The 23,632-nt window shown below is 56.1% G+C and carries 24 protein-coding genes and 1 pseudogene; 9 read left to right on the top strand and 16 right to left on the bottom strand.

Annotation, left to right across the window (positions count from 1 at the left end; all coding sequences use genetic code 11):
- Positions 1-280: 280 nt before the first annotated feature.
- The 3 genes from GT003_RS05105 to GT003_RS05095 all read right to left on the bottom strand — a co-directional run bounded on the left by GT003_RS05105 (position 281) and on the right by GT003_RS05095 (position 3,477).
- Positions 281-1,111 (bottom strand): carbohydrate ABC transporter permease, encoded by an 831-nt coding sequence (locus GT003_RS05105; RefSeq protein WP_161695096.1) that lies wholly within the window; start codon positions 1,109-1,111, stop codon positions 281-283.
- 11 nt (positions 1,112-1,122) lie between these two features.
- Entirely contained in the window at positions 1,123-2,040 is a 918-nt protein-coding gene (locus GT003_RS05100) for a carbohydrate ABC transporter permease (protein ID WP_161695094.1), read from the bottom strand.
- Positions 2,041-2,124: 84 nt separating this feature from the next.
- Positions 2,125-3,477 (bottom strand): ABC transporter substrate-binding protein, encoded by a 1,353-nt coding sequence (locus GT003_RS05095; protein ID WP_161695092.1) that lies wholly within the window; start codon positions 3,475-3,477, stop codon positions 2,125-2,127.
- Between the two features lie 322 nt (positions 3,478-3,799).
- On the opposite strand from GT003_RS05095, the gene GT003_RS05090 reads away from it, so the two are divergent.
- Complete coding sequence (locus tag GT003_RS05090) at positions 3,800-4,951, top strand: GntR family transcriptional regulator (RefSeq protein ID WP_161695090.1); 1,152 nt, start codon at positions 3,800-3,802, stop codon at positions 4,949-4,951.
- A gap of 418 nt (positions 4,952-5,369) precedes the next feature.
- Here the strand turns inward: GT003_RS05090 and GT003_RS05085 are convergent, their stop codons facing one another.
- The 11 genes and pseudogenes from GT003_RS05085 to GT003_RS05030 all read right to left on the bottom strand — a co-directional run bounded on the left by GT003_RS05085 (position 5,370) and on the right by GT003_RS05030 (position 15,606).
- Positions 5,370-6,176: a COG4705 family protein gene (locus GT003_RS05085; protein WP_161695088.1), complete on the bottom strand. Its 807-nt coding sequence runs from the start codon at positions 6,174-6,176 to the stop codon at positions 5,370-5,372.
- A gap of 354 nt (positions 6,177-6,530) precedes the next feature.
- Positions 6,531-6,662 (bottom strand): annotated as a pseudogene (locus tag GT003_RS05075) (winged helix-turn-helix domain-containing protein); the annotation flags it as partial.
- 123 nt (positions 6,663-6,785) lie between these two features.
- Complete coding sequence (locus tag GT003_RS05070) at positions 6,786-7,520, bottom strand: YheC/YheD family protein (protein ID WP_249043557.1); 735 nt, start codon at positions 7,518-7,520, stop codon at positions 6,786-6,788.
- Positions 7,462-8,631 (bottom strand): glycosyltransferase family 4 protein, encoded by a 1,170-nt coding sequence (locus GT003_RS05065; protein ID WP_161695082.1) that lies wholly within the window; start codon positions 8,629-8,631, stop codon positions 7,462-7,464. Before GT003_RS05065 ends, GT003_RS05070 begins: the two co-directional genes overlap by 59 nt.
- 176 nt (positions 8,632-8,807) lie before the next feature.
- A complete protein-coding gene (locus GT003_RS05060; protein ID WP_161695080.1) occupies positions 8,808-9,911 on the bottom strand; it encodes a GerAB/ArcD/ProY family transporter in 1,104 nt (367 codons plus the stop codon).
- Between the two features lie 13 nt (positions 9,912-9,924).
- On the bottom strand, positions 9,925-10,149 hold the full coding sequence (locus tag GT003_RS05055) for a hypothetical protein (RefSeq protein ID WP_161695078.1): 225 nt from the start codon (positions 10,147-10,149) through the stop codon (positions 9,925-9,927).
- On the bottom strand, positions 10,146-11,348 hold the full coding sequence (locus GT003_RS05050; protein ID WP_161695076.1) for a Ger(x)C family spore germination protein: 1,203 nt from the start codon (positions 11,346-11,348) through the stop codon (positions 10,146-10,148). The genes GT003_RS05055 and GT003_RS05050 overlap by 4 nt, the downstream gene beginning before the upstream one ends.
- Positions 11,349-11,354: 6 nt before the next feature.
- On the bottom strand, positions 11,355-12,926 hold the full coding sequence (locus GT003_RS05045; RefSeq protein WP_161695331.1) for a spore germination protein: 1,572 nt from the start codon (positions 12,924-12,926) through the stop codon (positions 11,355-11,357).
- Positions 12,927-12,980: 54 nt separating this feature from the next.
- The gene (locus GT003_RS05040; RefSeq protein ID WP_161695074.1) at positions 12,981-13,607 is read right to left on the bottom strand and encodes a hypothetical protein; all 627 of its coding nucleotides are present in this window, start codon (positions 13,605-13,607) and stop codon (positions 12,981-12,983) included.
- A 1,016-nt stretch (positions 13,608-14,623) separates the two neighbouring features.
- The gene (locus GT003_RS05035; RefSeq protein WP_161695072.1) at positions 14,624-14,881 is read right to left on the bottom strand and encodes a hypothetical protein; all 258 of its coding nucleotides are present in this window, start codon (positions 14,879-14,881) and stop codon (positions 14,624-14,626) included.
- Entirely contained in the window at positions 14,878-15,606 is a 729-nt protein-coding gene (locus tag GT003_RS05030) for a phytanoyl-CoA dioxygenase family protein (protein ID WP_161695070.1), read from the bottom strand. The genes GT003_RS05035 and GT003_RS05030 overlap by 4 nt, the downstream gene beginning before the upstream one ends.
- Positions 15,607-15,865: 259 nt before the next feature.
- Between GT003_RS05030 and GT003_RS05025 the strand changes: the two genes are divergently transcribed.
- The gene (locus tag GT003_RS05025; RefSeq protein WP_161695068.1) at positions 15,866-16,810 is read left to right on the top strand and encodes a helix-turn-helix transcriptional regulator; all 945 of its coding nucleotides are present in this window, start codon (positions 15,866-15,868) and stop codon (positions 16,808-16,810) included.
- A 113-nt stretch (positions 16,811-16,923) separates the two neighbouring features.
- Entirely contained in the window at positions 16,924-17,448 is a 525-nt protein-coding gene (locus tag GT003_RS05020; RefSeq protein ID WP_161695066.1) for a type 1 glutamine amidotransferase domain-containing protein, read from the top strand.
- Between the two features lie 256 nt (positions 17,449-17,704).
- Here the strand turns inward: GT003_RS05020 and GT003_RS05015 are convergent, their stop codons facing one another.
- A complete protein-coding gene (locus GT003_RS05015) occupies positions 17,705-18,454 on the bottom strand; it encodes a phytanoyl-CoA dioxygenase family protein (RefSeq protein WP_161695064.1) in 750 nt (249 codons plus the stop codon).
- Between the two features lie 319 nt (positions 18,455-18,773).
- Here GT003_RS05015 and GT003_RS05010 point away from each other — a divergent pair, with 319 nt between their 5' ends.
- Genes GT003_RS05010 through GT003_RS05000 form a run of 3 tightly spaced genes read left to right on the top strand, consistent with a single transcriptional unit; the run spans position 18,774 to position 20,797 of the window.
- On the top strand, positions 18,774-20,003 hold the full coding sequence (locus GT003_RS05010) for a glycosyltransferase family 4 protein (protein WP_161695062.1): 1,230 nt from the start codon (positions 18,774-18,776) through the stop codon (positions 20,001-20,003).
- A 14-nt stretch (positions 20,004-20,017) separates the two neighbouring features.
- A complete protein-coding gene (locus tag GT003_RS05005; protein WP_161695060.1) occupies positions 20,018-20,191 on the top strand; it encodes a hypothetical protein in 174 nt (57 codons plus the stop codon).
- Positions 20,192-20,194: 3 nt separating this feature from the next.
- Entirely contained in the window at positions 20,195-20,797 is a 603-nt protein-coding gene (locus GT003_RS05000) for a methyltransferase domain-containing protein (RefSeq protein WP_161695058.1), read from the top strand.
- 123 nt (positions 20,798-20,920) lie between these two features.
- Here the strand turns inward: GT003_RS05000 and GT003_RS04995 are convergent, their stop codons facing one another.
- Entirely contained in the window at positions 20,921-21,553 is a 633-nt protein-coding gene (locus GT003_RS04995) for a DUF1796 family putative cysteine peptidase (protein WP_161695056.1), read from the bottom strand.
- A gap of 194 nt (positions 21,554-21,747) precedes the next feature.
- On the opposite strand from GT003_RS04995, the gene GT003_RS04990 reads away from it, so the two are divergent.
- The 3 genes from GT003_RS04990 (at position 21,748) to GT003_RS04980 (ending at position 23,574) form a co-directional block, all read left to right on the top strand.
- Positions 21,748-22,083, top strand: a complete 336-nt coding sequence (locus GT003_RS04990) for a hypothetical protein (protein WP_161695054.1) — start codon at positions 21,748-21,750, stop codon at positions 22,081-22,083.
- A 61-nt stretch (positions 22,084-22,144) separates the two neighbouring features.
- Positions 22,145-23,170, top strand: a complete 1,026-nt coding sequence (locus GT003_RS04985; RefSeq protein WP_239565602.1) for a glycosyltransferase family 4 protein — start codon at positions 22,145-22,147, stop codon at positions 23,168-23,170.
- Positions 23,171-23,184: 14 nt separating this feature from the next.
- Complete coding sequence (locus tag GT003_RS04980; protein ID WP_161695052.1) at positions 23,185-23,574, top strand: hypothetical protein; 390 nt, start codon at positions 23,185-23,187, stop codon at positions 23,572-23,574.
- Positions 23,575-23,632: the final 58 nt, after the last annotated feature.

Genomic DNA, 23,632 nt, shown 5'->3' with positions numbered 1-23,632 from the left:
TGGCTGACTGATCCATGATGTCAGACGATCGCATCTTGACTTGCGGTTCGTGCGAAGCAGCGGTCACCTCCCTTTGCTTGGAGTATCGCTCACAGCGGCTATGCCGACCACTGTGCATAGCGCGAAAGCTTCTTGTAAGGACTATGTAATTTGCGAATTCCTCTTTTTCGATTGTCCGCGATCCTGTGCCCCTCCTCTCTTCCGCTATCCCTTCAGTATCCGCGCCATGCGCTTAAACACAAAAAAGCCGCGATATTCGCGGCTTCCGGACCTGCTTCGCTTATGATTTGATCGCGCCCGACGTCAGACCTTGAATGAAATACTTTTGCAAGAGGAAAAAACACAAGATGACGGGGACGATCGTAATGAGCGAGCCCGCCATGAGCACGTTCCACTGCCGGAAGACGCCGGTATCGAGCAGCATGACCGCCAGCGGCAGCGTGTAGAGATGCTGGCTGTTCAAGAGCACCATCGGGAGCACGAGACTGTTCCAGGAGCCGAGGAAGTTCATGATCGTGATGGTCGCGATCGCCGGGATCGCCAGCGGAATATAGATTCGGTAGAGAATCCGCAGGATGCCGGCTCCTTCCAGCTTGGCCGTCTCGTAGAGCTCGTGCGGAATCGTGCGGAAATAATTCCGGAACAGGAACAGCGCCATCGGCGCGCTGCCGTTGACCATCGGCAGGATGAGGCCGAGATGCGTGTTCAGCAGGCCTAGCGAATGTTCCGTCAGATAAAGCGGCACCATGACCGTGATGCCCGGAACGAACATCATGCCGAGAAAGCCGAGGAAGAGCATGTTGCTGCCGGGAAAGCGCAGCTTGGCGAAGGCGAAGCCGGCCATCGTGAAGAGCACGTTGATGCCGAGAATCGTGAAGAACGTCACGTTCACGCTGTTGAGGAAATAATGGAAGAACTTCATCTTGTTCCATACGTCCACGTAAGTATCCCAATGCCAGACGCCGTTCGGCAGCAGCGAGTACGAGCTCATGACGTCCATGGGATCCTTCAGCGATGCGCCGATCATCCACAGGAGCGGGTAGAGACATAACGCGCCCCATACGGTAAGCACGGCATACAGGGGGATTTTACGAATCGCGCTCGGTTTCATCGGCGGCCCCCCTACTCGCTCTTGTCGCGCAGGATGCGCAGACTGATTAAGGACAGCACGAACGTCAGCACGAAGATCGACCAGCCCATCGCATTGGCTACGCCCATGTCGCCATTGACGAAGGCTTGCTGGTACACGAGCACGTTGACGACCTCCGTCGCATTGGCCGGTCCGCCCTTGGTCATGATCCACACCGGATCGAAAATCTGCAGCGCGCCGTTCATGCCCATGATGAGACAGATGACCGTGATCGGACGCAATATCGGCCAGGTGATCCGGTAGATTTTCTGCCAGGCGCCGGCTCCATCCATCTCCGCCGCCTCGTAGAGATGCGGATCCACCGTCTGCAAGCCCGCGAAATACAGGATCATCATGCCGGGCACGCTGCCCCAGATCACGGTGACGATCAGCGCGGGCAGTGCCGTGTGCAGCTCCCCGAGCCAGCCGTTGACGGCGATGAGCGAATCGAGTCCGATTGCGGCGAGCAGCTTGTTGAGCGTGCCTTCCGGTTCATAGATGCCCTGCCAGACATAGTAGATCGCGACGGACGAGGTCACCATCGGGAGGAGAAACACCGTTCGGTACAAACGAATGCCCTTCGAAATGCGCTGCAGCATGACGGCGATCGCCAGGGCGATCGGGATGACGACGAGCGTCGACAGGAGCACCCATAGATTGTTGACCAGCGCTTGCTTGAAGGCTCTGGAGAGATTCAGGTCGCGGCCGAACAAGAAGTTCTGGAAGTTGTCGAGTCCGGCGAACTTGGCGCTCGTAATCAGCGAGCCCTGTCCCAAGTGATAGAAGGACAGTCCGATCGAGAAGAGCACCGTGAACAGGCCGATCAGCAGAAACAGCAGAATCGCCGGCGCCACGAGCAGATAACCGGCAGCCGCCTCCCGGCGCGCCATGGCGGAGAAGCTGTTTTTCATGGTACGCATGCCTCCTTGAAGAAAGCGAAAAGGGAGGCAGCTCCTCCCTCTCGCCCTTGGATGATTGCGCCGCTGGCGCGGCGATTATTTCTGCGCCTTGGCCTTCTCGGCCGCGGCCGCCTTATCGAAGTCTTCGGCCGCCTCCGCCGCGGTCATATTGCCGAGAATCACCTTCTGCATATCGGCGTGGAACGTTTGCCATTCCGGCTGGCCGATCTTGCCCGAGATGGCCGAGTTCTCCGACCACCAATTGCTCTCGCTGCTGAGAGAGCCCGCCATCGCCTGCAGGGAGCCATTAAGCTTGCTCGTATCGTTGATCTTGACCGCCGGGAGGTCGAAAGCGCCGTTCGCGTACAGGATCTGCCCTTCCTCGGAGGTGAGGTACTTCACGAACTCCAGCGCTTCCTTCTGATGCTTGCCGCCTTGGGTGACGACCATCTGGACGAGCGGGAACGGCGTTACTTTGGCATCCGGCACTTTGGAATCGGCATAGGCCGGCACGCGGAAGCTGATGATATCGTCCGGATTCATGCCCATCGCGACGAGACTGGCGTACGTGAACGTGCCGCCGATATCGTACGTGGCTTTGCCCTGCGCGAATGCTTGGTCGGCCGGATCGATGTCGAGCGAGACCGAGCCCGGAAGGATGTTCCCGGACTTGGCGAGATCCTCGATGATCTTGATGGCGTGGATATGGTTCGGATCGGACAGCTTCTCGTCATGATTCATGAAATTCGTGAACGACTCTTCGCCGTTCTTCATATAGTCGACGAAGTTCATGAACCAGTTCTCGTACAGGGTGAAGGTCTTCGCGCTGAAGACGAGTCCCGGCACGTCGCTCTTCTCCTTCACCTTGTTCATCGTATCGATCCAATCCTCGATCGTCGCCGGCGCTTTGGCTTCCAGACCCGCTTCCTTCAACAGCTTGGCATTGCCGTAGATCGTATAGAACGCGCCGACATCAAGCGGCACGCCGTAGATCTGACCGACCTTGCGCTCCTTCTTCCAATCGCTGCTCTTCTCGTCCGCCGCCCATGTATCGAGGTTCGCCTGACTGACGGTCACGCCTTGCAGCGCCGAAGGCAGGAAGCCGTTCTTCCACTCCGCGTCCTTCTCGAGCTCCGGTCCCATCTCGAGCGCTTTGCCGTCGAAGGCGCCTTCGAGCGGTCCCGCCCAGTAGGCGTAGAGATCCGGCATGTCGCCTGCCGACGCCGCTCCGGTCAGCTTCTGGCGGTAGGCATCGTCCGGCGTAAAAGCCTGCGTCACGACCGTAATACCCGTTTTCGCTTTGAACGCGTCGGCCACGGCCTTGAAGCCGGGATCGAACGCGACCTTCCAATGCCACATCGTCAATTTGACATCGCTGCTCCCCGTCGACGAGTCGCCGTTATTGCCCCCGCATGCGGTAAGAATGACGGCCATGGTCAATACAAGCATCCAAACCGGACTCCACTTGTGCTTCCCTCTCATTTTCCGAGCACCCTCTCTTTGAATTGATCGTTAATCGGGAAGCGCTTACATAACGCTTCCTTTAAAAACCGAACGTTTGCTTCGGTTTCTTGTAACCGGCAATCGGCTGGCCATGATTTCTATACAACTTATTATCCCTCGGCCTCGATCATGCCAGTTGTCATCTTGTCTGGCTCGATTTATTCAACTTGGGAATGCCGGGCGTCACTTGTATTAAAACTTGAACATTCAATATATACATGAATACATAGCCTTACGATCGGGATTCCACCAAGTCAGGGGCGTCGATATGCCGAAACCTTCTCCTCGCGTGCCTATCTACAAGCAGCTTCAGGATTACCTATACGATTGCCTGCGAGAAGCGCACTGGAAGCCGGGCGACCTTATTCCGTCCGAGAACGAATTGTCCGCTCAATTCGGAGTCAGCCGGATAACGGTGAAGAAAGCCTTGGAAGCGCTGCTTGCAGAAGGCTTGGTCTATCGCATCCAGGGCAAAGGCACCTTCGTCTCCGATGAACGGCCGGATGAGCCGGTTCCTTCCGCGCCCGGGCAGTCCGTCCGTCCGGAGCAGCGATTGGTCGCCTATCTCATGCCGCATCTCTCCAATCTCCATACCGCGCATTTGCTGAGCGGAATCGAGCGCGAGCTTGCGGAACACGGCTACCGTCTCTTATTCGCCAGCACGCATAACTCGCAGCAGCGGGAGAAAGACAAGATCAAGGAAATGATCGGGCTCGGCGTCGTCGGCATCATCGTGTACCCCGTGGACGGCGAGTCGTACAACGAAGATATCCTGAGGTTGACGCTGGACCGGTATCCGCTCGTCATCGTCGACCGCTATTTGAGAGGCCTGGAGACGAACTGCGTCTGCTCGGACAACGTTGAAGGCGCTTTCGGCGCGGTCTCGTACCTGATCGGACTCGGCCATACGCGCATCGGTCTCATTACGACCGATTACGTCAGCACGTCCAGCATCGAGGACCGCATCGTCGGCTATGACAAGGCGCATGCCGAGAATCGGCTGCCGATCGACCATCGGCTTCGGCTAACGCATTTCGACGTCGAACGGATGAACGAGGTGCTGCAGACAGGCATTCCGAACCCGTCCTACCGCGAGGAGCTCCAGCAGTTCCTGCTGCGCAATCCCGATATGACCGCCGTCTTCGCGATCAATGCGTCGATCGGCGCTACGGTGCTGGATGCGGCGCATGGCTTGGGACTTCGCATACCCGAGGACTTGTCCGTCTTCTGCTACGATCACGAGATTTCGGCGATGGCCGCCCTGCCCACGACCTGCGTCAGTCAAGACGGCGGAGCGATCGGGCGCGAAGCGGCGAAGATGCTCGTATCCGTCATCGGCGATCCGGACCAGGAGCGTCAGCGGATCGTCGTTCCTTCCAAGCTGGTCGTACGGCAGTCGACGGGTCCGGTCCCTTCATGACCGTAGCCAAGCGTTCGGCCCACGACTAACGGCATGAGATGCGAACAACAAAAAGGAGCCAGGCATCTCATGCCCCGGCTCCTTCATTCTCCACCTTCTGCTTGAATAATCACTTGTTTACGACTAAAAACAGGCGAGCTCCTTTACGTCTTCTGCGCTGCCGTTCTCTTATGAAGCACCGCAAGTATAGCGCCAATCAGCAATGTGCGGCGGCCGCTGCAATCACGGAACCCCCGGCATGCAGCCATAATACCGGCAGCGATATCATCCCCAAGCGGCAGTGAATAGTCCGCATCCATCTGTTCCGAACCTTAGGACCATTAGGATGGCCGGTAACCACAGGATTAATCTGCGCTGCACGATCATTCCACCGCCCTCGTTAGCCGATACTCATTCAATCTCTGCGATTACGTTCTACTTAAATGTCGCTTGCCAAATCGGGTTGCAACTCGGCGCTCTTTGCGGCTGAACCGCCGCGAAAGACGACCAAAATTACGATGAGGATCGTCAAGACGAGCGTGACCGGACCTTTGCCCAGCTCGAGACCTCCGCTGGTATGCGCCGCCGACATCCAATCCGCGAACGAAGCTCCGACCGGGCGGGTCATAATGTACGCGAACCAGAAAGCCACGATTTCCTTTAGCCCGAACAGCCAGAAGCCGATCGCCGGCACGGCCAAAATCACGGTAAACATGATGCCGGAAGCCAGGTAGCCAAGGTGCATATTGGTCGCGGTCATATCGCCTGCGGCGGTGCCGAGCGCGAAGGTCGCCAGCACGGTCAGCCAATAGAAGATCTCACGGCGCCGGGTGAATATGCTGTGTACGGACAACGTCTTCTCTTTCCGAAACCAGAGGCCCAGAATGATCGCGAGCGCCGCCGTGAAGAACAGCGTCGAGGCGATATAGGGAATGCCCAGACCGACGCGGACGACGTCCGCAGCCGTCGTCCCGAAGATGCTGACCATGACGACGACGAGCCAGTAGATACCCGGTACGTAACGGCGAACTTTGAATTGCAGCACCATCGCGGCAATGAAGATCATCACGCTGAGCGGTGCGGAAATGATCGGGTTCAATCGCTCGAACAAGTAGTCGGACGCCACTTCGCCCATTCCAGTCGTCAATAGCTTCGTGATCCAGAAGTACAGCGTGATTTCCGGTACTTTCGCGAGCATGCGTGCCGCATGCCGTTTACCGGCCGATAAAGGTGGTTTGATATTCATGATAACGTTCCTTTCTTTTACAGTTTCGCTTGAACGAAACCTGCGCAGCTGCTTTAGGCACCGTTAATTCTTAAGGGTTGGTTGTTTTGCCAAATGCCAGTGGAGGATACCGGCAGAAACTCCGTCAGTCCCTCCAAGATGCCTAGTACGATGGCGTTGAATAGATGCTGCATGTTTAGCGCGCTCCTTTCTAGTAGGGGTAGGGGCATCTTTGATTGGTCTATCCCTACTTTAGTGCCCATTTCTCAACCAGACGTGAACCGTTTCTTAAAATTTTCTTAACTGGCCCGTCCGAAGCTCGCGCAGCCGAATGGGCGCAAAGAAAAAAAGCCTGAATGCGCCATCAGGCTTTCCCTATCCCTTAAAACGGTAGCCGGCGCCCCACACCGTCTCGATGTACGTTGGTTCGGCCGAATTGCTTTCGATTTTTTCTCGAATTTTCCGAATATGCACGGTTACGGTCTGCAAGTCTCCCTGCGCGTCGACGGGCCTTGACTCTCGCGACGAGTTCAGCCGGTTTGAACGGCGCGGCTTTCCTCATGGAAATGGCCATTTATACGGCTATGCGAAAAAGAGTCAACCTGTAAACAGGCGGACTCTCGGGATTACTTATGACTTCGGATATGCCTTGGCATACCGCATGATTTTCCTGAAAACGTTCGGGTCCGGATGCTTCCTGAAAATATAAGGGTCAGGACGCGTATTCACTTCGAGAATCCAGGGCTGCAGCGATTCGTCCATGGCGATATCCAGCCCGATCACGTATACGCCGGGGAACGAGCTCTGCATCGCCTTTCCCGCACGAACGCCGAGCTTAGACAGCGCGCTTAACTTGGATTTCACGTCGTCCGTATGCGGACCCAATAACCGGCTCGCAGCCAGAAGTTTGCCGCCGCCGTGATAATTGGTTACGATCTTGTTTTTTGCTGCTACTCTTCCTATGATGCCCGTCGTTTCCCACGCCCGCTTCGGCCCGAATTGAGCCATGACCCGGATATCGAATTGCCTGCCGCGATGCGCAAGCAGGCGAATGCCCTTCTGCACCAGATATTTCTTGCCGCCGGTTTGAAGCCGGATCGAGCGATACAGGGCCGCATAGTCCCCGAATGAACGAACCTTCTTGTTCAGCTGGTACTTATAGCCGGCTGCCGTGCGTTCGACGCGAATGACGCCGTTGCCGTGCATGCCGAATTCCGGCTTGATATACACCATGGCATAACGGTTTAAATGCTGGAGCAGCGTCGTATTCGTCATTCTAAGCGTATCCGGCACGTACGAGGCCAATTCAGTGTTTTTTCGAATAGCGACGGTTTTTCTCCACTTGCTTCCTACATAGCGCGACATCGCTCTCTCCTTTACCCGCATGCTTCCGTGCTTGTTGATAATACTCCATTAATTTCGCGGCGGTCGACTTCCAATTGAACCGGCTCAGCGCGTCTTCTCTGGCCTGCTTGGACAGCCGGCCGCGCAGACTTGAATCTTGGGCAAGCTTGACGATTTGGGCAGCGAACGCGGAGGGATTCCGGTAATCTTGCACGAGCAGGCCGTTGCGTTCATGCTGCACGATTTCCGGAATGCCGCCGATCTGGGAGGCAATGACGGGAAGGCCGCTCGCCATCGCTTCGACGTTGACCAAGCCGAAGGCTTCATGCTTTTGCGACGGACAGACGAAACCGTGCCCGGAGCGGTAGAACGCGGGCATTTGCTTGCCGGTCAATCTTCCTTTGAATTGAACGGGGACGCCCAGGCTGCGCGCCTTCTTCTTCAAGAACGCGAGATAAGCCGCTTTGCTGGTGCCTCCGGCCACGGATACGCGCAGGGAAGGCACGGATTTCCGAGCGATCCGGCATGCGCTGAATAAGACGGGAACGCCTTTCCTCGGGATCAGCCTCCCGGCGAAGAGCAGGCGAAACGTCTTGGAGCTTGGCTGGCTTCGAGGTTGAAACTTCGACCCGTCCACGCCGAGATGCACGAATTTCACTTTGTCCGCATGGGCCGGAAAGCGTCGTGCCAAGGATTGCTGCAGCGACCTGCTGTTGCCGATAATCAAGTTGGCGTGCTTCAGATCGGCGTTCGCTTTGCGCAGCGACGTCATCGGGGCGGATACGAAGGTCATGGAGTGCAGGAAGACGGAGATCGGCGTTTTCGGAAATGCTTTGCGCACGGCACCGGCGAAGCTTGGTCGGTTGTCGATTTGAATGACATCGTAGACGTTCCCTTTCACTTTCCGAATGGCATTTGCTAGATAGTTCTGCTTCGTTCCGCCGGAAACTCTCAATATGGTCGTATTGTTCAAGACCGATTTGCGAGGCAGATTCTTTCGAAGCAGGCTGACGATCGTGACTTGGTGATCGTTCGGGATGTGCTTGGCGATTTGGTAGATGCAATTTTCGACGGAACCGCCCGAAACCGGCGGCACGGGCAGCTGCTCCGGCGCGATGATCAGAACTTTCATTCCATGCTCCCTTCGCTCGCAATTAAGTTGTACTTCAAACTATTCATAAGTTCCGTTCTGTTGCTAGGCAGCTATCGATACGAGATAAATATAATTGCATTTAATAGAGGCGATTGGTTTGCGTGTACAACCGCGAGGTTGGACATGCGGCATTCGCCTGTCCCTGCTTTCGCCCGCTAGTCGGCTTGACCGGCGAGCTTTCTCCCCTTCCAGGCGCGCAGCGAATCCACGAGCAAGTACAGCAGTGGAACGGACGACTTGAGCAGCAGCAGGATCGATTGGCTTTGGGTCGTACTTTCTTCGATATCCGCCGTCGATTCGAACATCGCGATCGACAAAACGATCATGGCGGCGGCCATGCCGTAAGAGAACGGTTTGTGATCCTTCAGTCCGAATAAATGGGCGGTAATGAGCGTGCCCATCATCAGAAACAGCCCGATCTTCAGCAGCATGCTGAACAACCAGAAGACGATCAACAAGGGATCGAGGTTCTCCAGGAAAGAGCCTGCCCAGATGTAACGGATCATTTCCAACGTCGGATAGGTCAGATTCGCCGTAAGCTCGGACCCGAACAACATGAGCGTCGCGACAATATTGGCGATGGTCACGAAGGCGGCGGTCAAGGCCGACCAAGCGACCATGCGGAAGGTCCGCTCCTTGTTCCTGAAATACGGAATCAAATAGACGATGAACGCCGTCTCGCTGAACAACGCGCTTGAGATGAGCGTGCCGTCCCAAATGCCGCCGGGATGGAAATCGGTAACGAACGCGATAAGCTTCTCCGTATCCACTTCGCTCGAGACGAACAAGGGGAACGTAAACACCGAGATGACGCTGAACAAGAACAGCCCTTGCGCGCTGCGAAAGAAGTGCACCGGCCCCGAGCGGACGCCGCGGGCGATGCAGAGGCCGAATAACGATACGACGGCCCATTCCGGGGTTCCGGGCAAATAAATCTGAATGATAAAATCGCTGAGTTCGCGGAGCACGAAAGCCGCCATATAGAGATGGATCAGCAAGACGCACGCGAAGATGATATAATGCGGCCACCTGCCGACGATGTGCATGCCGTAATGGGCCAGGAATTCTTCGGGCCTTCGCTGCATCAGCCTAAAGGATAAATACGTCATCGCCAGGCCGATCCCGCTGCCGAGGATAACGCTGATCCAGCTCATGAATCCGGCCTTCAGCACAAGCGGACCGATGAAGAAACCGATCGCCGTCGAGAACAGAAACTGGGTCGACATCATATAGATCTGGAGCGGCGTAATTGCCTTCAACGTCATCCCTCCTCTATTCTTCGATAAACAGCAGCTGCTGCAGCGGCTTGAACAAGTCCGTGACGGCGACCCCCAGCGAGAATCGGCCATGCAGCAGGACGACCGTCGAAGCAAGGAGCCACAGGAAAGTCAAAAAACCGAGCACGAGACGAACCGTTCGTTTGCTGCGACGGTGACTGCGAAGATACCGGCTCTCGTGATAGGCGATCAAGACGAACGCGATCGTAACGGCAATCATGACTTCGCCTCCTTGCCGCCGAGCTGCGCATTCCACGTCGGCTTCCGCGCGCCGCCGTACCATTTGATTCGGAGATCGGTGCGGACTTCGATTTCTACTTTGTTTTTGTAAATATCGCTCCAATCGCCTTTCAGCCGATCCCATGTTTTCGGACTTCGCAACCGGATTCGCTGCCCAAGCTTGAACGGATCCGTTCGATTGGCCTGCGTGCGCGCCACGGTCCGGCCGATCAACGCCTGCATGTCCTTATTCAAGCTCTTCTCCAGAACGTCGATCTCTCGTCCGTCCGTCACGTCGATCGTCGATTCGCTGGCGACCACCTTCGCTAACCCTTTGCACGAAATAATGAACCGGATTCGCCCTCCGGACAGGACAGGTTTGATCTTGGATGCCGATCCGAGGAGCTTGAGGCTGACCGGTTTGCCGTCCGAAGGAGAGTCGACGACCGTGACGAACTCGCCCGGCTTGCCCAAGAGCCACATCGCCGCCCGCATTTCCTTCGTGTCCAGCTCCGATACGAGCTTGCCCTGCCGGAACAAGGCCGCGCCGTCGGTGCCCATCCAGTGTTTCGCGTTTTTCTCCGTTTTCGCGCCTATTTGACCGAACTGAACGATCGGAAGCACGAAATCGCCGCCCCCGTACAAGATCGCCGCAAGCACGTTTTTGGCCGATTCCGCCATCATGGTACGATGCTTCGCATAAGCGATCAAGATGTCCGTCGGAAACCGTTCGAAGGTGAGCGGTATGTTTCCGATCTGCTTGGCAGCCCCTTTGGTCACGATCATATTGGCATTGATGTGGATTTCCGTGTTGCGGGCGAGAAAGTCCATTAACGGCAAGAGACCTTCCTGCGCGAAAGCGTCGCTGATCAGGATGTTACGGAGCTGCCCGAACGTTATGCGCCGCGATAGATCGGCTTGAATGAGCTGATACGCTTCTCCGAGATCGCGGCCGACCTTCGAGACGAGCGTGAACGGCGATTCCGACGGCATCGATCCCGACCCGCTCACGCCTCCTCCCACGAGGCGATTCGGCAGCGGAAATCCGATCGTAAGCTCGACCCCGCTATCGGACTTGTCCAGAATCATAATGCGGGCAAACGCGCGCTCGTTCAGCTCCGCGCTCGTCCAGCATCCGCATGTCGCGAAGACAAGCACGACCAGAAGGATAACCGTACCTACTATCCGAGGCGTTGTCACCTTGGCTCACTCCTCCTCGTCCTTGAGCGCTGCCCACTCCCGCCCATGGGTGCGCAAGCCGTTGCCGGAAGCGGCATGAGACGGGTACTTCTTCATCACCCACCATGGCGCCCGGACGAACACGTCCTTCAAATCCCCGGCTTGCCTTGGGGCCAGCGGTTCGAGGTAAGGTACGCCGAACGAGCGGAGCTCGATAAGGTGAAAATAGATCAGGATCACCCCGCAGGCGATGCCGAATAAGCCGAACGCTCCCGCGAGCACCATGATCGGGAACCGCATCAAACGGAGCGCGAGTCCCAGATCGTAGTGAGGAATGATAAAGGATGCGATGCCGGTAACGGATACGATGATGACCATGGCGGCGGATACGATGCCTGCTTGGACGGCCGCCGTGCCGATGATCAGCGCGCCGATGATCGAGACCGCCTGTCCGATCGCTTTCGGGATCCGAAGTGAAGCCTCCCTGAGCGCCTCGAAACAGAGCTCCATCATGAACGCCTCCAAGAGCGCCGGGAACGGCACGTTCTCCCTGGCCGCCGAGACGGTCATGAGCAGCCGCTCCGGAATGATGTCGGGATGAAAGGTCGTGATGGCAATGTAGATCGAGGGGAGCATCACCGAGATGAACATAAATATGAATCGAATGATGCGAATCCAGCTCGCCGCGATATAGCGTTGATTATAATCTTCCGCCGACTGCATGAGCATGAACAGCGTGACCGGAGCCAGGATGGCAATCGGCGTCCCGTCCACGAGCAGCGCGAACCTGCCCTCGAGGAGCGCGGCGCTGACCACGTCCGGCCGCTCCGTATATTGCATCTGGGGAAAAGGCGAATAAGGATTGTCCTCTATGAATTCTTCGAGATAGCTGGCGCCCAAAACACCGTCGATCTCGATATTCGACAGGCGCTGCTTCGCTTCCGCGACCAATTCCGGCTTGCAGACGCCGGACAGATACGCCAGGGCCACGGAGGTATGGGTTTCCGAGCCGAAGTGCATCATGTCGAGCGTAAAGCGATGCGTTCGGAGACGTCTTCGCAGCAACGTAATATTCGTTTCGATGTTCTCGACGAACGCTTCGCGCGGTCCACGGATGACGGATTCGTTCGGAGGCTCGTCGATCGAACGTTCCTTAGTCACGCTCACCGATAAACACAGCATGCGGCGTTCGCCTTCCAGGAGCAGCAGCGCTTCGCCGTCCAGCACGCACCTCTCCGCTTCCTTAAGCAGGTGGATGACGCTCTGCAGCGCAATGGGCAGCTGCATGCGCTCGAACAGACGCGAGAAGAGATCTTCGTTCGGCGTGTCCGGATCGAGGCAGGTCAACACGCTCAGCGCTTTCTCCTCTACCGTTTTCAGATCAATCATGCCTTTGATATAGACGAGCGCGCAAGCGAGTCCGGACGGGGTTACGAAGTTGTGGTACGCGACATCGGAGCTTTGCGAGAACCGCTTGCGCAAGTAGGCGATACGGGAAGCGACGTCTACGGACGCCTCCGCCTTGGCTTCCTCCCCGTCGCGTTCCTTTGATGCGGACAGGGCCGTATTAGCGCGCAGCTTATTACGAAATCGATTCATCAACGCCACTGGCTAGCCTCCCTGCTTTCTTTCCGCTTATTATGCAGCCGAGCGTCAGGAAATATGTAGGAATTGGCAGTGGCCGATCCGTGAATAGCGTTTGGGGAACGTAATTTGAGCGGAAGAACTGTTAGTTGCAGACGGGGGCGGGGCTTTGAATTGTGATAGCTTAGTGCGGAACGGGGATATCGGTTCGGAATTGTGATTTGCGAACTGCGCAAAATGAAGAGCAAGAGACGCCCGATTAACGGTGATCTCTTGCTCTTGGGGCGAGAAATGCGAATTAAGACTGCTGCACGTAACCGGCCAGTGCTTCCAGTTCTTCGAGCTGCGCCAAGTGCCTCCGTTCGTGATACCGACAAAATCGAGCCACCGCTTCCCGTCCATCATGCCGAATACGGGATGCGGATAAAACTTGCGGACAAGCACGTCCTCGCCTGCATGCTCGGTGACCTGCAAGAGCGCCTGCCTCGAGCGGTTCAGCTTGGCCTGGATTTCATCGAGCGCCTGCGGTTTGGCGCTTGGCATCAGGCAGGACGGCGATTCGATAGGCCGGCTGCCGGCTGTAGTCCAGCGTCGGCTGATAAGGTTCAGACAAGCAGTGATGTGATTTTGATTATTGGAACGACGGACTGTTCCCTCGTGAGGAATAAATGCAATTATGCACTTAATTGGCTCCAAGATGGCTTCAGTCAAGTGTATAAGTGCAAATATGCACTTATTTCTACCATACGGAGCGAGGAATGGCATAATCCCCCGAAATAAGTGCACGATTGCATCTATTTCGCATCAAAGAGAAATTTGCCACCGAATAAGTGCATATTTGCACTTATTTATTCGATAGCCTCAAAGGATAAGCATACGACGCCAGTATCGCGATAAGCGACCGCAAGCTGAGGCTTGCGGTTATTCATAACTCCCATACGGAGCGAAAGCACCGTCATGTTCGAGGAAGAGCGACTTTGGTGCGAAGCACCACGGGAGCGCTTACCGAACGATGACGAGGCTGCAGCGGCGGCACCTACGGCAGCAGCGTCCAAGCATGAACCGAAAGTTGTGCTGTTACCCAAACTTCCGTACGGAGCGAAAGCACCGTCATGTTCGAGGAAGAGCGACTTTGGTGCGAAGCACCACGGGAGCGCTTACCGAACGATGACGAGGCTGCAGCGGCGGCACTTACGGCAGCAGCGTCCAAGCATGAACCGAAGGTCGTGCTGTTACCCAAACTTCCGTACGGAGCGAAAGCACCGTCATGTTCGAGGAAGAGCGACTTTGGTGCGAAGCACCACGGGAGTGCTTACCGAACGATGAAGAGGCTGCAGCGGCAGCACCTACGGCAGCAGCGTCCAAGCATGAACCGAAGGCCGTGCTGTTACCCAAACTTCCGTACGGAGCGAAAGCACCGTCATGTTCGAGGAAGAGCGACTTTGGTGCGAAGCACCACGGGAGTGCTTACCGAACGATGACGAGGCTGCAGCGGCGGCACCTACGGCAGCAGCGTCCAAGCATGAACCGAAGGCCGTGCTGTTACCCAAACTCCCATACGGAGCGAAAGCACCGTCATGTTCGAGGAAGAGCGACTTTGGTGCGAAGCACCACGGGAGCGCTTACCGAACGATGAAGAGGCTGCAGCGGCGGCACCTACTGAACATAGATCGTCTTAGTTTCAATGATTGCCTTCAACCTCGCCGTCATTCTCACCGCTCGCCGTGTCCTGCATCTTCATCGGCCCGCTCCTGCGAATCGAACCCCATTGCCTGCCTCAGCTCGGCTTGATCGCTTGCGCCGATCCATTGGCCGTCCATCGTGAGCGACGGTCCTTTGCGGCAGCCGATGCAGTGATTCAAACAATGCGCGAGCGATACGTCATGGCCGGCAGCGACGAGCTCGTTAAGCAGCTCGCCGTGGCGATTCTCCTGCAAATTCCGAAGGCAGCAAACGATGACCGCACTCATCTCGCCAACAAGGCCACGCCGTCCTTGGCGATCAGCGGACCGTTGTTGAACACCACGCCGGTGTTGGGATTGCGGGTACCGTCGACGGTATATTGAATGACGTAAGCTTTGCGGGTACCCTGGCTTTGGTTTGGCGTACTGCGGTGCAGCAGCAGCGAGGAGAATACGGCCATGCTTCCTTTGCGGAGCGGGACCGGGATGCCCGGGTCTTCGCCGAAGTAACACTGCCAGCCCGTATCCGTCTTCACATGCTCGATATAGCCCTGATGATGCGAACCCGGTTGGACCCAGATGCAGCCGTTCTCGATCGTCGCGTCGTCAAGCGCCAGCCAGCAGGTCATATATTCGACCGGTTCCGTCGGCACGTAGCCATTATCCTGATGCCACGGGAAATCACGGTTCGCTTCGGGGCGTTTGTAGACCGACTGATCCCAATACAGGCGAATGTCCGGCCCAAGCACGCCTGTCGTCAAGTCCACGAACCGGCGGTCGCCGATAAAGGCGGTCAAATTCTCGTCGCGATGCGTCAAATTGCAGGTGAAATTAATCTGATTGGGAATGTTGTTGAAGCCTTTGCTTCCCACCTTCAGCGCCTCTTCCCCCTCCAGGTCGTATACATCGATAATGCCGCGGATCCGATCCATCTCATCGGCGCTGAATAGATCCTCTAGGATCACATAACCCGTTTCCTTGTATTGTTTCATCTGTTCTTCCGTAAATAACATTTGTATCGCTCCTTCGGCAACAGCTCGATTAGCATGGCGTATGATATAGCTTTATTATCGAGCATGCCGAATCCTGCGGACAATGTCCGCATTCCTGCATTTATTGTACTTTCTCCACCTAATTGCGGTTCCTCCCTTATCGAGGCAAGGAGGACGAAACTTACGAACTCCGTGTTGTCCGGGCTGTCAGGCGAAGGTATAATAGTGACAATTTCTGTCTTGATCGAGTGTTCACTCTTTTACAAAGGGGCTGACCAGGATGCCCAAGTCCAAAAGATTAATGGAACTGATGATGACGGTCAACCGGAAGCGGCGGTTCAAGGTACAGGAGCTTGCAGACGAGTTCGGCGTCTCCACGCGCACGATTCTCAGGGATTTGCAGGAGCTGAGCGAGCTTGGCGTGCCGCTCTATTCGGAAGTCGGACCGCATGGGGGCTATCAAGTCGTTAGGGAGCGGGTGCTGCCGCCGATCGCCTTCACGGAGGAAGAAGCCGTGGCGATGTTCTTTGCGGTGCACGCCCTGCGCCATTACGCCTCGCTGCCGTTCGAAACGGAATCCGCCTCTGCGCTGCACAAGTTCTACCTGCATATGCCCGGAGACGTCCGGGACCGAATCGACGGCATGAAGAACCGGGTCGACTTCATTACCCCGAGAAGACGCGGCGATGCTCCGTATCTCCCCATTCTTCTCGATGCGGCGGTACATCAGCAGGTGCTCGCCATCGAATACGACGCCAAGGACGATGGGCTGGGCCGCCGCCGCATACAGCCGGTTAGCCTATACGCGAACAATGGTTTCTGGTATTGCACGGCCTACTGCTTCCTGCGCCAGGGCTTTCGCGTATTTAGATGCGATCGGATTCGTCATGCGGCTCTGGACGATTCCGGCACGGAGCCGCTCGATCTGGAAGACGTTAACCTCAGCAGACGAGAAGCGGCAGCGCCCCGGGACCCTGTCCGCCTTCGCGCGGAACTCAGCCCGGCCGGCGTCCAGCGATGCGAAACCGAATTGTGGCTCGCTCCGATGATGCAGGTGAGACCAGACGGAAGCGGCAGGATCGATTGGGACGTGGAACGCGGCGAACTTTCGTTCTATGCCGAGTTCTTCATCGGACTGGGAGACGAAGCGGTTCTTGGAGAGCCGGCGGAATTAAAAGACGCGATCCGGAGAAGACTTTCCGAGCTGCTGGCAAAGTATCGATGAATCGCGTTCACCTCGAGCTGATTCCTCATTCAACGCCTCGGGTAATAAATCGTACGCTGCCGGTACTACAACGCAGATAAACTTAACCCAGAGTTGAAAAGGATGTGGAAATGATGACCAATAAAGTCGCTTTTCTGCTAGCGAACGATTTCGAAGATTCGGAAATGAAAAACCCATACGATGCAATCACGAAGAACGGCAATGAAGGCGTCATTATCAGCTTGGAGAAAGGAGCGGAGCTGAAGGGCAAACAGGGTACGATCGCGTACACGTCGCATCTCTCCATCGACGAGGCGAAGCCGGAAGATTACGAAGCGCTGATTATCCCCGGGGGCAAATCCCCTGCCCATCTCATTGGCAATGAGAAGGTGCTGGAATTCGTCCGGCACATGGATAAACGGAAGAAGACGATTGCCGCGATCTGCCACGGTCCGCAGCTGTTGGAGAAAGCCGGGCTCATTCAGGGCCGCAACCTGACGGCTTATCCGGAGCTGCATGCCGAGCTGAACGATGCCGGCGGCCGCTATATCGACAATCAAGTCGTCGTGGACGATAACTGGATCACTTCCCGCACGCCGGACGATGAGCCTGCTTTCATCGAGGCGATCATCAAGAAGCTGGGCGTGAATGCCTACTAAATGCACGTCAGGCGATCCACTGTCCCGCCTCGCCTCGTATGTATAGAATCGCATGGTATATGGCATGGAAGAATTCGCATCGTGCGAGCACGCATTGCAAAAAGGACTGTTCCTCCATGAGGGAACAGTCCTTTTTCGCGTCCGTTTTCAAGTCGAGATCCTAACGGATGCATGACAGCTTCTTAACGGCTTTATCCATCTCAGGTGTCCATTCGCGGGATTCGCGATCCCGCTCCCCTGCTTGACGTTCAGGCTTTTACTGAATCTCGCGAATGCCCGGCCAATGCAGCCAAATATCCTTCATCGGCGCTTTCCAGTCCGCCTCGTGCTCCGAGTGCTTGACGCGGAAGAAGATCGCGTAACGGGTTAACGGCGACACATTCGTGGCCACGCCGTGCGCCAGCTGATAATGAACCAAGAACACGTCGCCCGGCTCTCCCTTGGTTTGAATCGGTTCCGGCAGCTCGACCGGAGGCATGCCGTTCAGCAGCGCTTCGGGTCCATGCTCCCGGAAATACGATTCATACAACGCGTGCGTTCCCGGCCATACCGTGAAATTACCCGCATAATCGTCTCTCACCGGGCTGAGCAGCACGCCGACCAGCATGGTGAAGTTTCCGATCGTACCCTCCTCCATGCCGTTAAACGGCGTATACATGCCATCGAGGTGAGGCTGGGGACGTTTCGGCGGATCCTGCAGCGTAGGGAAACGAAGCGCGATTTGTCCGCTGCCCACCGGCTTCGCCTCCCCGTGCCCGATCAAATCTTCGACCAGCGCTTTGACCGGCGTATCATTGAACAGTCCCGCGATGACCGGCAGGTCCTGCAGCTCGGGGCAAAAGGATTGCGAACGGTACGTCGGCATCTTGGCGGGATCCATCCCCTCGCCGACCGAATGATTGATTTGCCGCATGGCTTGGTCGACCATGACTTTAGGAATGACGCCGGGCACATGAATGTACCCGTTCTTCAGCATGGATGCTTTTTGCTCGAATGATAGTTTCATGACGCAGCTCCTTCGAAACATAGTTTGCAATACGGGAGATCGTTGCCTATCTTCTTTTGGTATTCGAGATGCGATCGTACAATCCTCCCTCTGTGAAATGTTCCTATTTTAAAGCCTCATATACGAATGCCGGCGCGTTCTATCTTCCCGCTCATAGAATGAACGGAGCGCGATAGGAGTACGAAGGAGGCTAGCATGCCAGGTGCCGTGTCCCTTCGAACCGCATTTTCATATACTGCTAGCATTGTAGGCCATGCGCCCCGGTACTGACGACGTGAGTTGGCAGCGGCTCGCACTCTGCTCGATTCGGAGGGATTCAATGAAAATTTTGCTGGCAACCTATTGGCTCGTGCCTCATGTCGGCGGCGTCTGGACATTCATGAGCCAGCTCAAGGAGCAGCTCGAAGCGCGAGGCCACGAAGTGGACATGATGGGCAAAGGGCCCGATTATTCCAATTACCACCTCGTGAACCGGGGACTTGTGCTGTCCAAGGAGAAACTGCTGCCGCTTCTGATCAGTAAGGTGAACGCGCTGCAAGTTCCTCCCCACCGCCTCGATCCGCACGGCATCATCCGCACGTATGAGCTGGAGCGTTATTGCATGGAACTGTCCGCGGCTTATTTCGGACTGGAACGGTACGACATCATTCACACGCAGGATATTTTCGCTGCGCGTGCCTTAAGCCGCGTGAAGCCGAAGGGGACGCCGCTCGTGGCGCATCTCCATGGCTCGGTGGCGACGGAGCTTCATGATCATTTTCGGGAGCGTCCGCAGCTGGGCATCACGGAGCGCTCGGCGGAGTGGAGTTATTTCAATGCGATCGAGCATTATGGAGCGGTTTCCTCCGATGTGACGATTACGGCGAACGAGTGGCAGAGAAAGATGCTGGTCTCGCAGTTCCATGTCTCGGAGCGGCAAATCACCACGTTCCAGTACGGACTCGACGCCGAATCCTTCTGGCGCAGAGCCAGGCTCGGCACTCCGATCGCTCGGCCGGAAGCCAAGAAGGTCATCATCTTCCCTGGAAGACTCGTGTACGTGAAAGGCATCCACGTGCTGATCGACGCGCTACACCTGCTTAAAAGCGTGAACCAGGATTGGGTGTGCTGGATCGTAGGCGACGGCGAGCAGCGCCACGAGCTGGAACAGCAGGTGTCTCGCCATGCCTTGCAGAACGACGTGCGTTTCTTGGGCCAGCGGGATGATGTCCCGGCGCTTCTGCAGCAGGCCGACATCTTCGTCCATTCCTGCATCCAGGACAATCAGCCCTTCTCCGTCATGGAAGCTCAGCTTGCGGGACTTCCCGTACTGCTCTCTTCGGCGGCCGGATTGCCGGAGATGGCGGAACATGGCCGAACGGGGCTCATCTCTCCGGTTGGCGATTCATCGGCGCTGTGCCAGCAGATCAGGCTGCTGCTGGAGAACGAACCGTACCGCAAGGAGCTCGGCGCGAACGCGAAGGCGTGGGCGTCCAAGCATTGGTCGATGGAGCTCATGATCGAACGGCTGCTCAAAGTGTATGCCTCCGTCATTACTAAGCCTGACTAGGGAGTTGTAGCGGCATGGATCCTAATTTTCAAGTGCGAGGCGATTTGTATAATCGGATCTTCACGTCGAAGATGCTGGAGTCCGATATATGGGTCGATTACCAAGTGTGGAATCAACTGTTCGCGGCATTGCCGGACGATTACAAGGTGCCGGATATGACCGTGCTGGCTTTCCTATCTACTTTTTAAGGAGTGACGACCATCAAAGATATTACTTCTTATTGGAGCCGCGTAAATCCAGGCGAGTTCCTCCAGTCGCCGGGCGAAGGCTACGACAAGCCCGTTCGCCAGTTGTACCGTTCCCTTCTGTCCATTCTGAAAGTACAGCGGATGCTTGAAGTGGGCTGCGGTCCCGGCGTCGATCATTTGGGGGCGGTCAGTACGAATCCGCAGATCGATTATACGGGGGTCGATATCACGGCCCAGATGGTGGAGCACTGCAGCCGCACTTATCCGGAAGGCCGATTCTTGCAGGGAGATATCAACCGCCTGCCATTCGAGGACAATCAATTCCCGTTCGTCTACTGCAAGGACGTGTTGAACCACTTGGACGATTGGAAAGCCGGGTTCTCGGAGCTGTACCGCGTCAGCTCGAGCTACGTGCTGGTGAACTTCTTCTACGGCCTCGGAACGACAACGTTTAACTTGAAGGAGCACCAAGATGGGCACTTGAACCATTTTTTCGATTGGAACGAGGTCATGACGACGCTCTCTGCCTATCAGCCGGTGGCGATTACGAGCTATCCGAGAACGTGCACCGTTGAAGAAGTATCGATTCTTATACAGAAACCGTAGCTTCCGGACTGATGGGCAGCCATCAGTCTTTTTGGCTTACGTCCGATGCCGGCCCGCATGCGAAAAACGCTGGTTTGCCGAAACAAACGGCAAATCAGCGTCCTTTTCGTTCCGAAAGCAGCGTCAATCCGAATCGCTCATCGTAACGCCCGAGAAAATACCCGTCCACAAGTGGTTATTGCCTTCCCAGATCTCGACGTTCGGGAATTGGACGGCCACGACTTTATCGATGTCCCAATTCAATTCGACCATGCCCGGCACGTCGACATGATTGATGACCAGCAGGCGGAAATCCTTGGCAACCAAGCCGGACAGCACCTTCTTCAGCTCGAGCGCTTCCTGCTGCGTGGCTTCCGTCCGAATAAAGAGCATGCTGCTGCTGGATGCCGCTTTCTCCAGAAACCGCGCGATGCGGCGGTCATATTTGGCTTTGATTTCCGGATAAGCCGCATAGTGCGGGGGGAAGTTGTTGTGCGTGTAAAAGTCGTGATTGGAGACGATGTCGTAATCGGTATCCTGCACCATCATAATCTTGTCGTTCGCGTACCCGACGAATTTCAGATTGCCGTATTCCAGAAAGCCCGCGAAACGATTGGCCAGCAGCCGCGTTACCTGGGGCAAATTGTACGAAGCGACCCAGTCAAGCGGGCCGGCGAATTGCCGCAGATCGTTCTTCTCCATCTGAATCGCGGCCAGACATAGATGGCCGAGGCTGTAGATGGCATCGTATTCGCCTTTCAAAGCAGCTAATTTCATTGCTTGCACATCCTTTCAATATATATGGACAGCCGTTCATGTTCTATCAAATGCAGATAGGATGCTTCTTGCATGGTCAATCGCCTATCCGGATGCACAACGGGTGTCTGTCCGGCATGAATATGCCCGTACGCTCGCGCGTTTTCAACATAAGCTGGTACTAGCCGCTTTACTTATTCGGGGAGGGAACGAGCATGGCCGTATTCGCGCTGCACGCGGCGCCTAATGAGATGATTGACTGCCGGTATATCGATTCCGTCGATCTGACGATCGCGAACGTTGGCGAGAAGGCATTCGATGTACTCGTCGAAATGAAGGATGCGAGCGGCATCCTGTATCTCTCCTTGTGCGAGGTTAAACCGGGGAGCGTTCATATCCAAACGAATTTGCTTACCCGGTTCGCTTCATTCGATCTGTTGGTGGTCACGAATCTGAATCAAAGCAAAGCAACGAGCTTGACGATCATCGCGAAGAATCAAGGGGCGACGGTTGCGGTCTTCACGCACGACAATTGCGAGCGCATGAACTGATCCCGCGGGAGGAGGACCGAACCTGAATCTATTATTCGTCTACTATGTTCCAAGCGGCGGCATGGAAACCTTGAACCGGCAGCGCGTCCGCGCGCTGCGCGATGCTGGCATCAACGTGCAATGCCTCTACTATCGATGGGGGGCAGGCATACAGAACTCTGCGGATCCGTCCGTCTTCATCACGGACAGCGACATTGCGATCAAGCATATTCTGGATCACATGAAGTATGACTTCATCGTCGTCACGACCGATCATAGGACCTTTCCCAAATTTCGCCTGCTCGGTTACACGGGCAAATTCATCCTTGAAATTCAAGGCTATGGCCCCATGGACGTCGCATGGAGAGAGCTGACCAACGCCGCTCCCGAGATCAACGGCCACGCCTCCGCCCTGCTTCATCCGAATACGCCGCACATCGGAACGATCTTCAAAACCTTGTATCCGCATCTCCCGCATTTCACGATCAACAACTGCTTCGACTCCGACGCATTTACGTATCGCGAGCTCCCCCGCCTGCCCTATCCGGTTCTCGCTTGGATCGGCCGAATCGAGGACAATAAGAACTGGCGGGAGTTCCTGGCGATCGGCGCGAGAATGGCCGTCATTCGGCCGGATATCCGGCTCTGGATGTTCGAGGATCCTTCGCTTTCGGTCCCCTCCGAGCGGGAAGACTTCGAGCGCTTGCTTGAGAGCGATCCTGTGCTTCGCGGCCGCCTGACGCTGCATGCCAACGTGCCGAATGCCAAAATGCAAGAGATGTTCTCGATGATCGGGGATTCGGGCGGCATGCTGGTGTCGACGTCCAAAGTGGAAGGCGGGCCGTACTGCGTCTTGGAAGCCATGAGCTGCCGCTGCCCGGTGCTGGCGACGAATTCGGATGGCGTAACCAGCGCGATCTTTCATAATGCGACGGGCAAATTATACCCGCTCGGCAATGTCGATCTCGCCATTCAAGAAATCTGCGAGCTCATGTACGATGCGACGTTAAGAGAAGTGATCCGGCTTCAAGCGCAGTATCATGTGCGAACCGAATTCCACCCCGCCAAGTATGCCGGTGAATTTATTCAAATGCTGCACGTTCTATGAAGGGAGCGGGATGAATGAGCGTTAAATATACAGGCAAGAACGAAGCGAAGGAGGGAACGTTTCCCCCCTTCCCGGTTCAGGAGAAGGAGATCGTGCTGACGGGACTCCTGATGCAGAAAACAGAAAAGGGCGACCGCATATCGCTCAAAATCGATATCGGCTGGGGCAAACCGATGAACTTGGATCTGGCCGAGATGGAAGTGCTTGTTCATCGCGGCACGGAGGACGGTCCCGTCGTGTATTGGACGCAAGAGAGCTGCATGATCAAAGCCAGATTCAAAGAAACGATATCGCTGCGCGCGCAAAGCGACTACGAGCTGTTTTATTTGACCGTTCGCTCTCTGGAGCAGCGAGCCATCATTTATGGACCCTACTCGCTGCAGGGCACGGTGCACGGGGAATAACGAAACAGCCTTGTTTCCGGCAGGTCCGATACCCGGCCCGGGAACAAGGCTGTTTCAT

The organism is Paenibacillus sacheonensis, from assembly GCF_009909195.1.
GTDB lineage: Bacteria > Bacillota > Bacilli > Paenibacillales > Paenibacillaceae > Paenibacillus_Z > Paenibacillus_Z sacheonensis.
The sequence above is the reverse complement of the archived record's forward strand: the minus strand, read 5'-3'. Positions and strand labels throughout refer to the sequence as shown.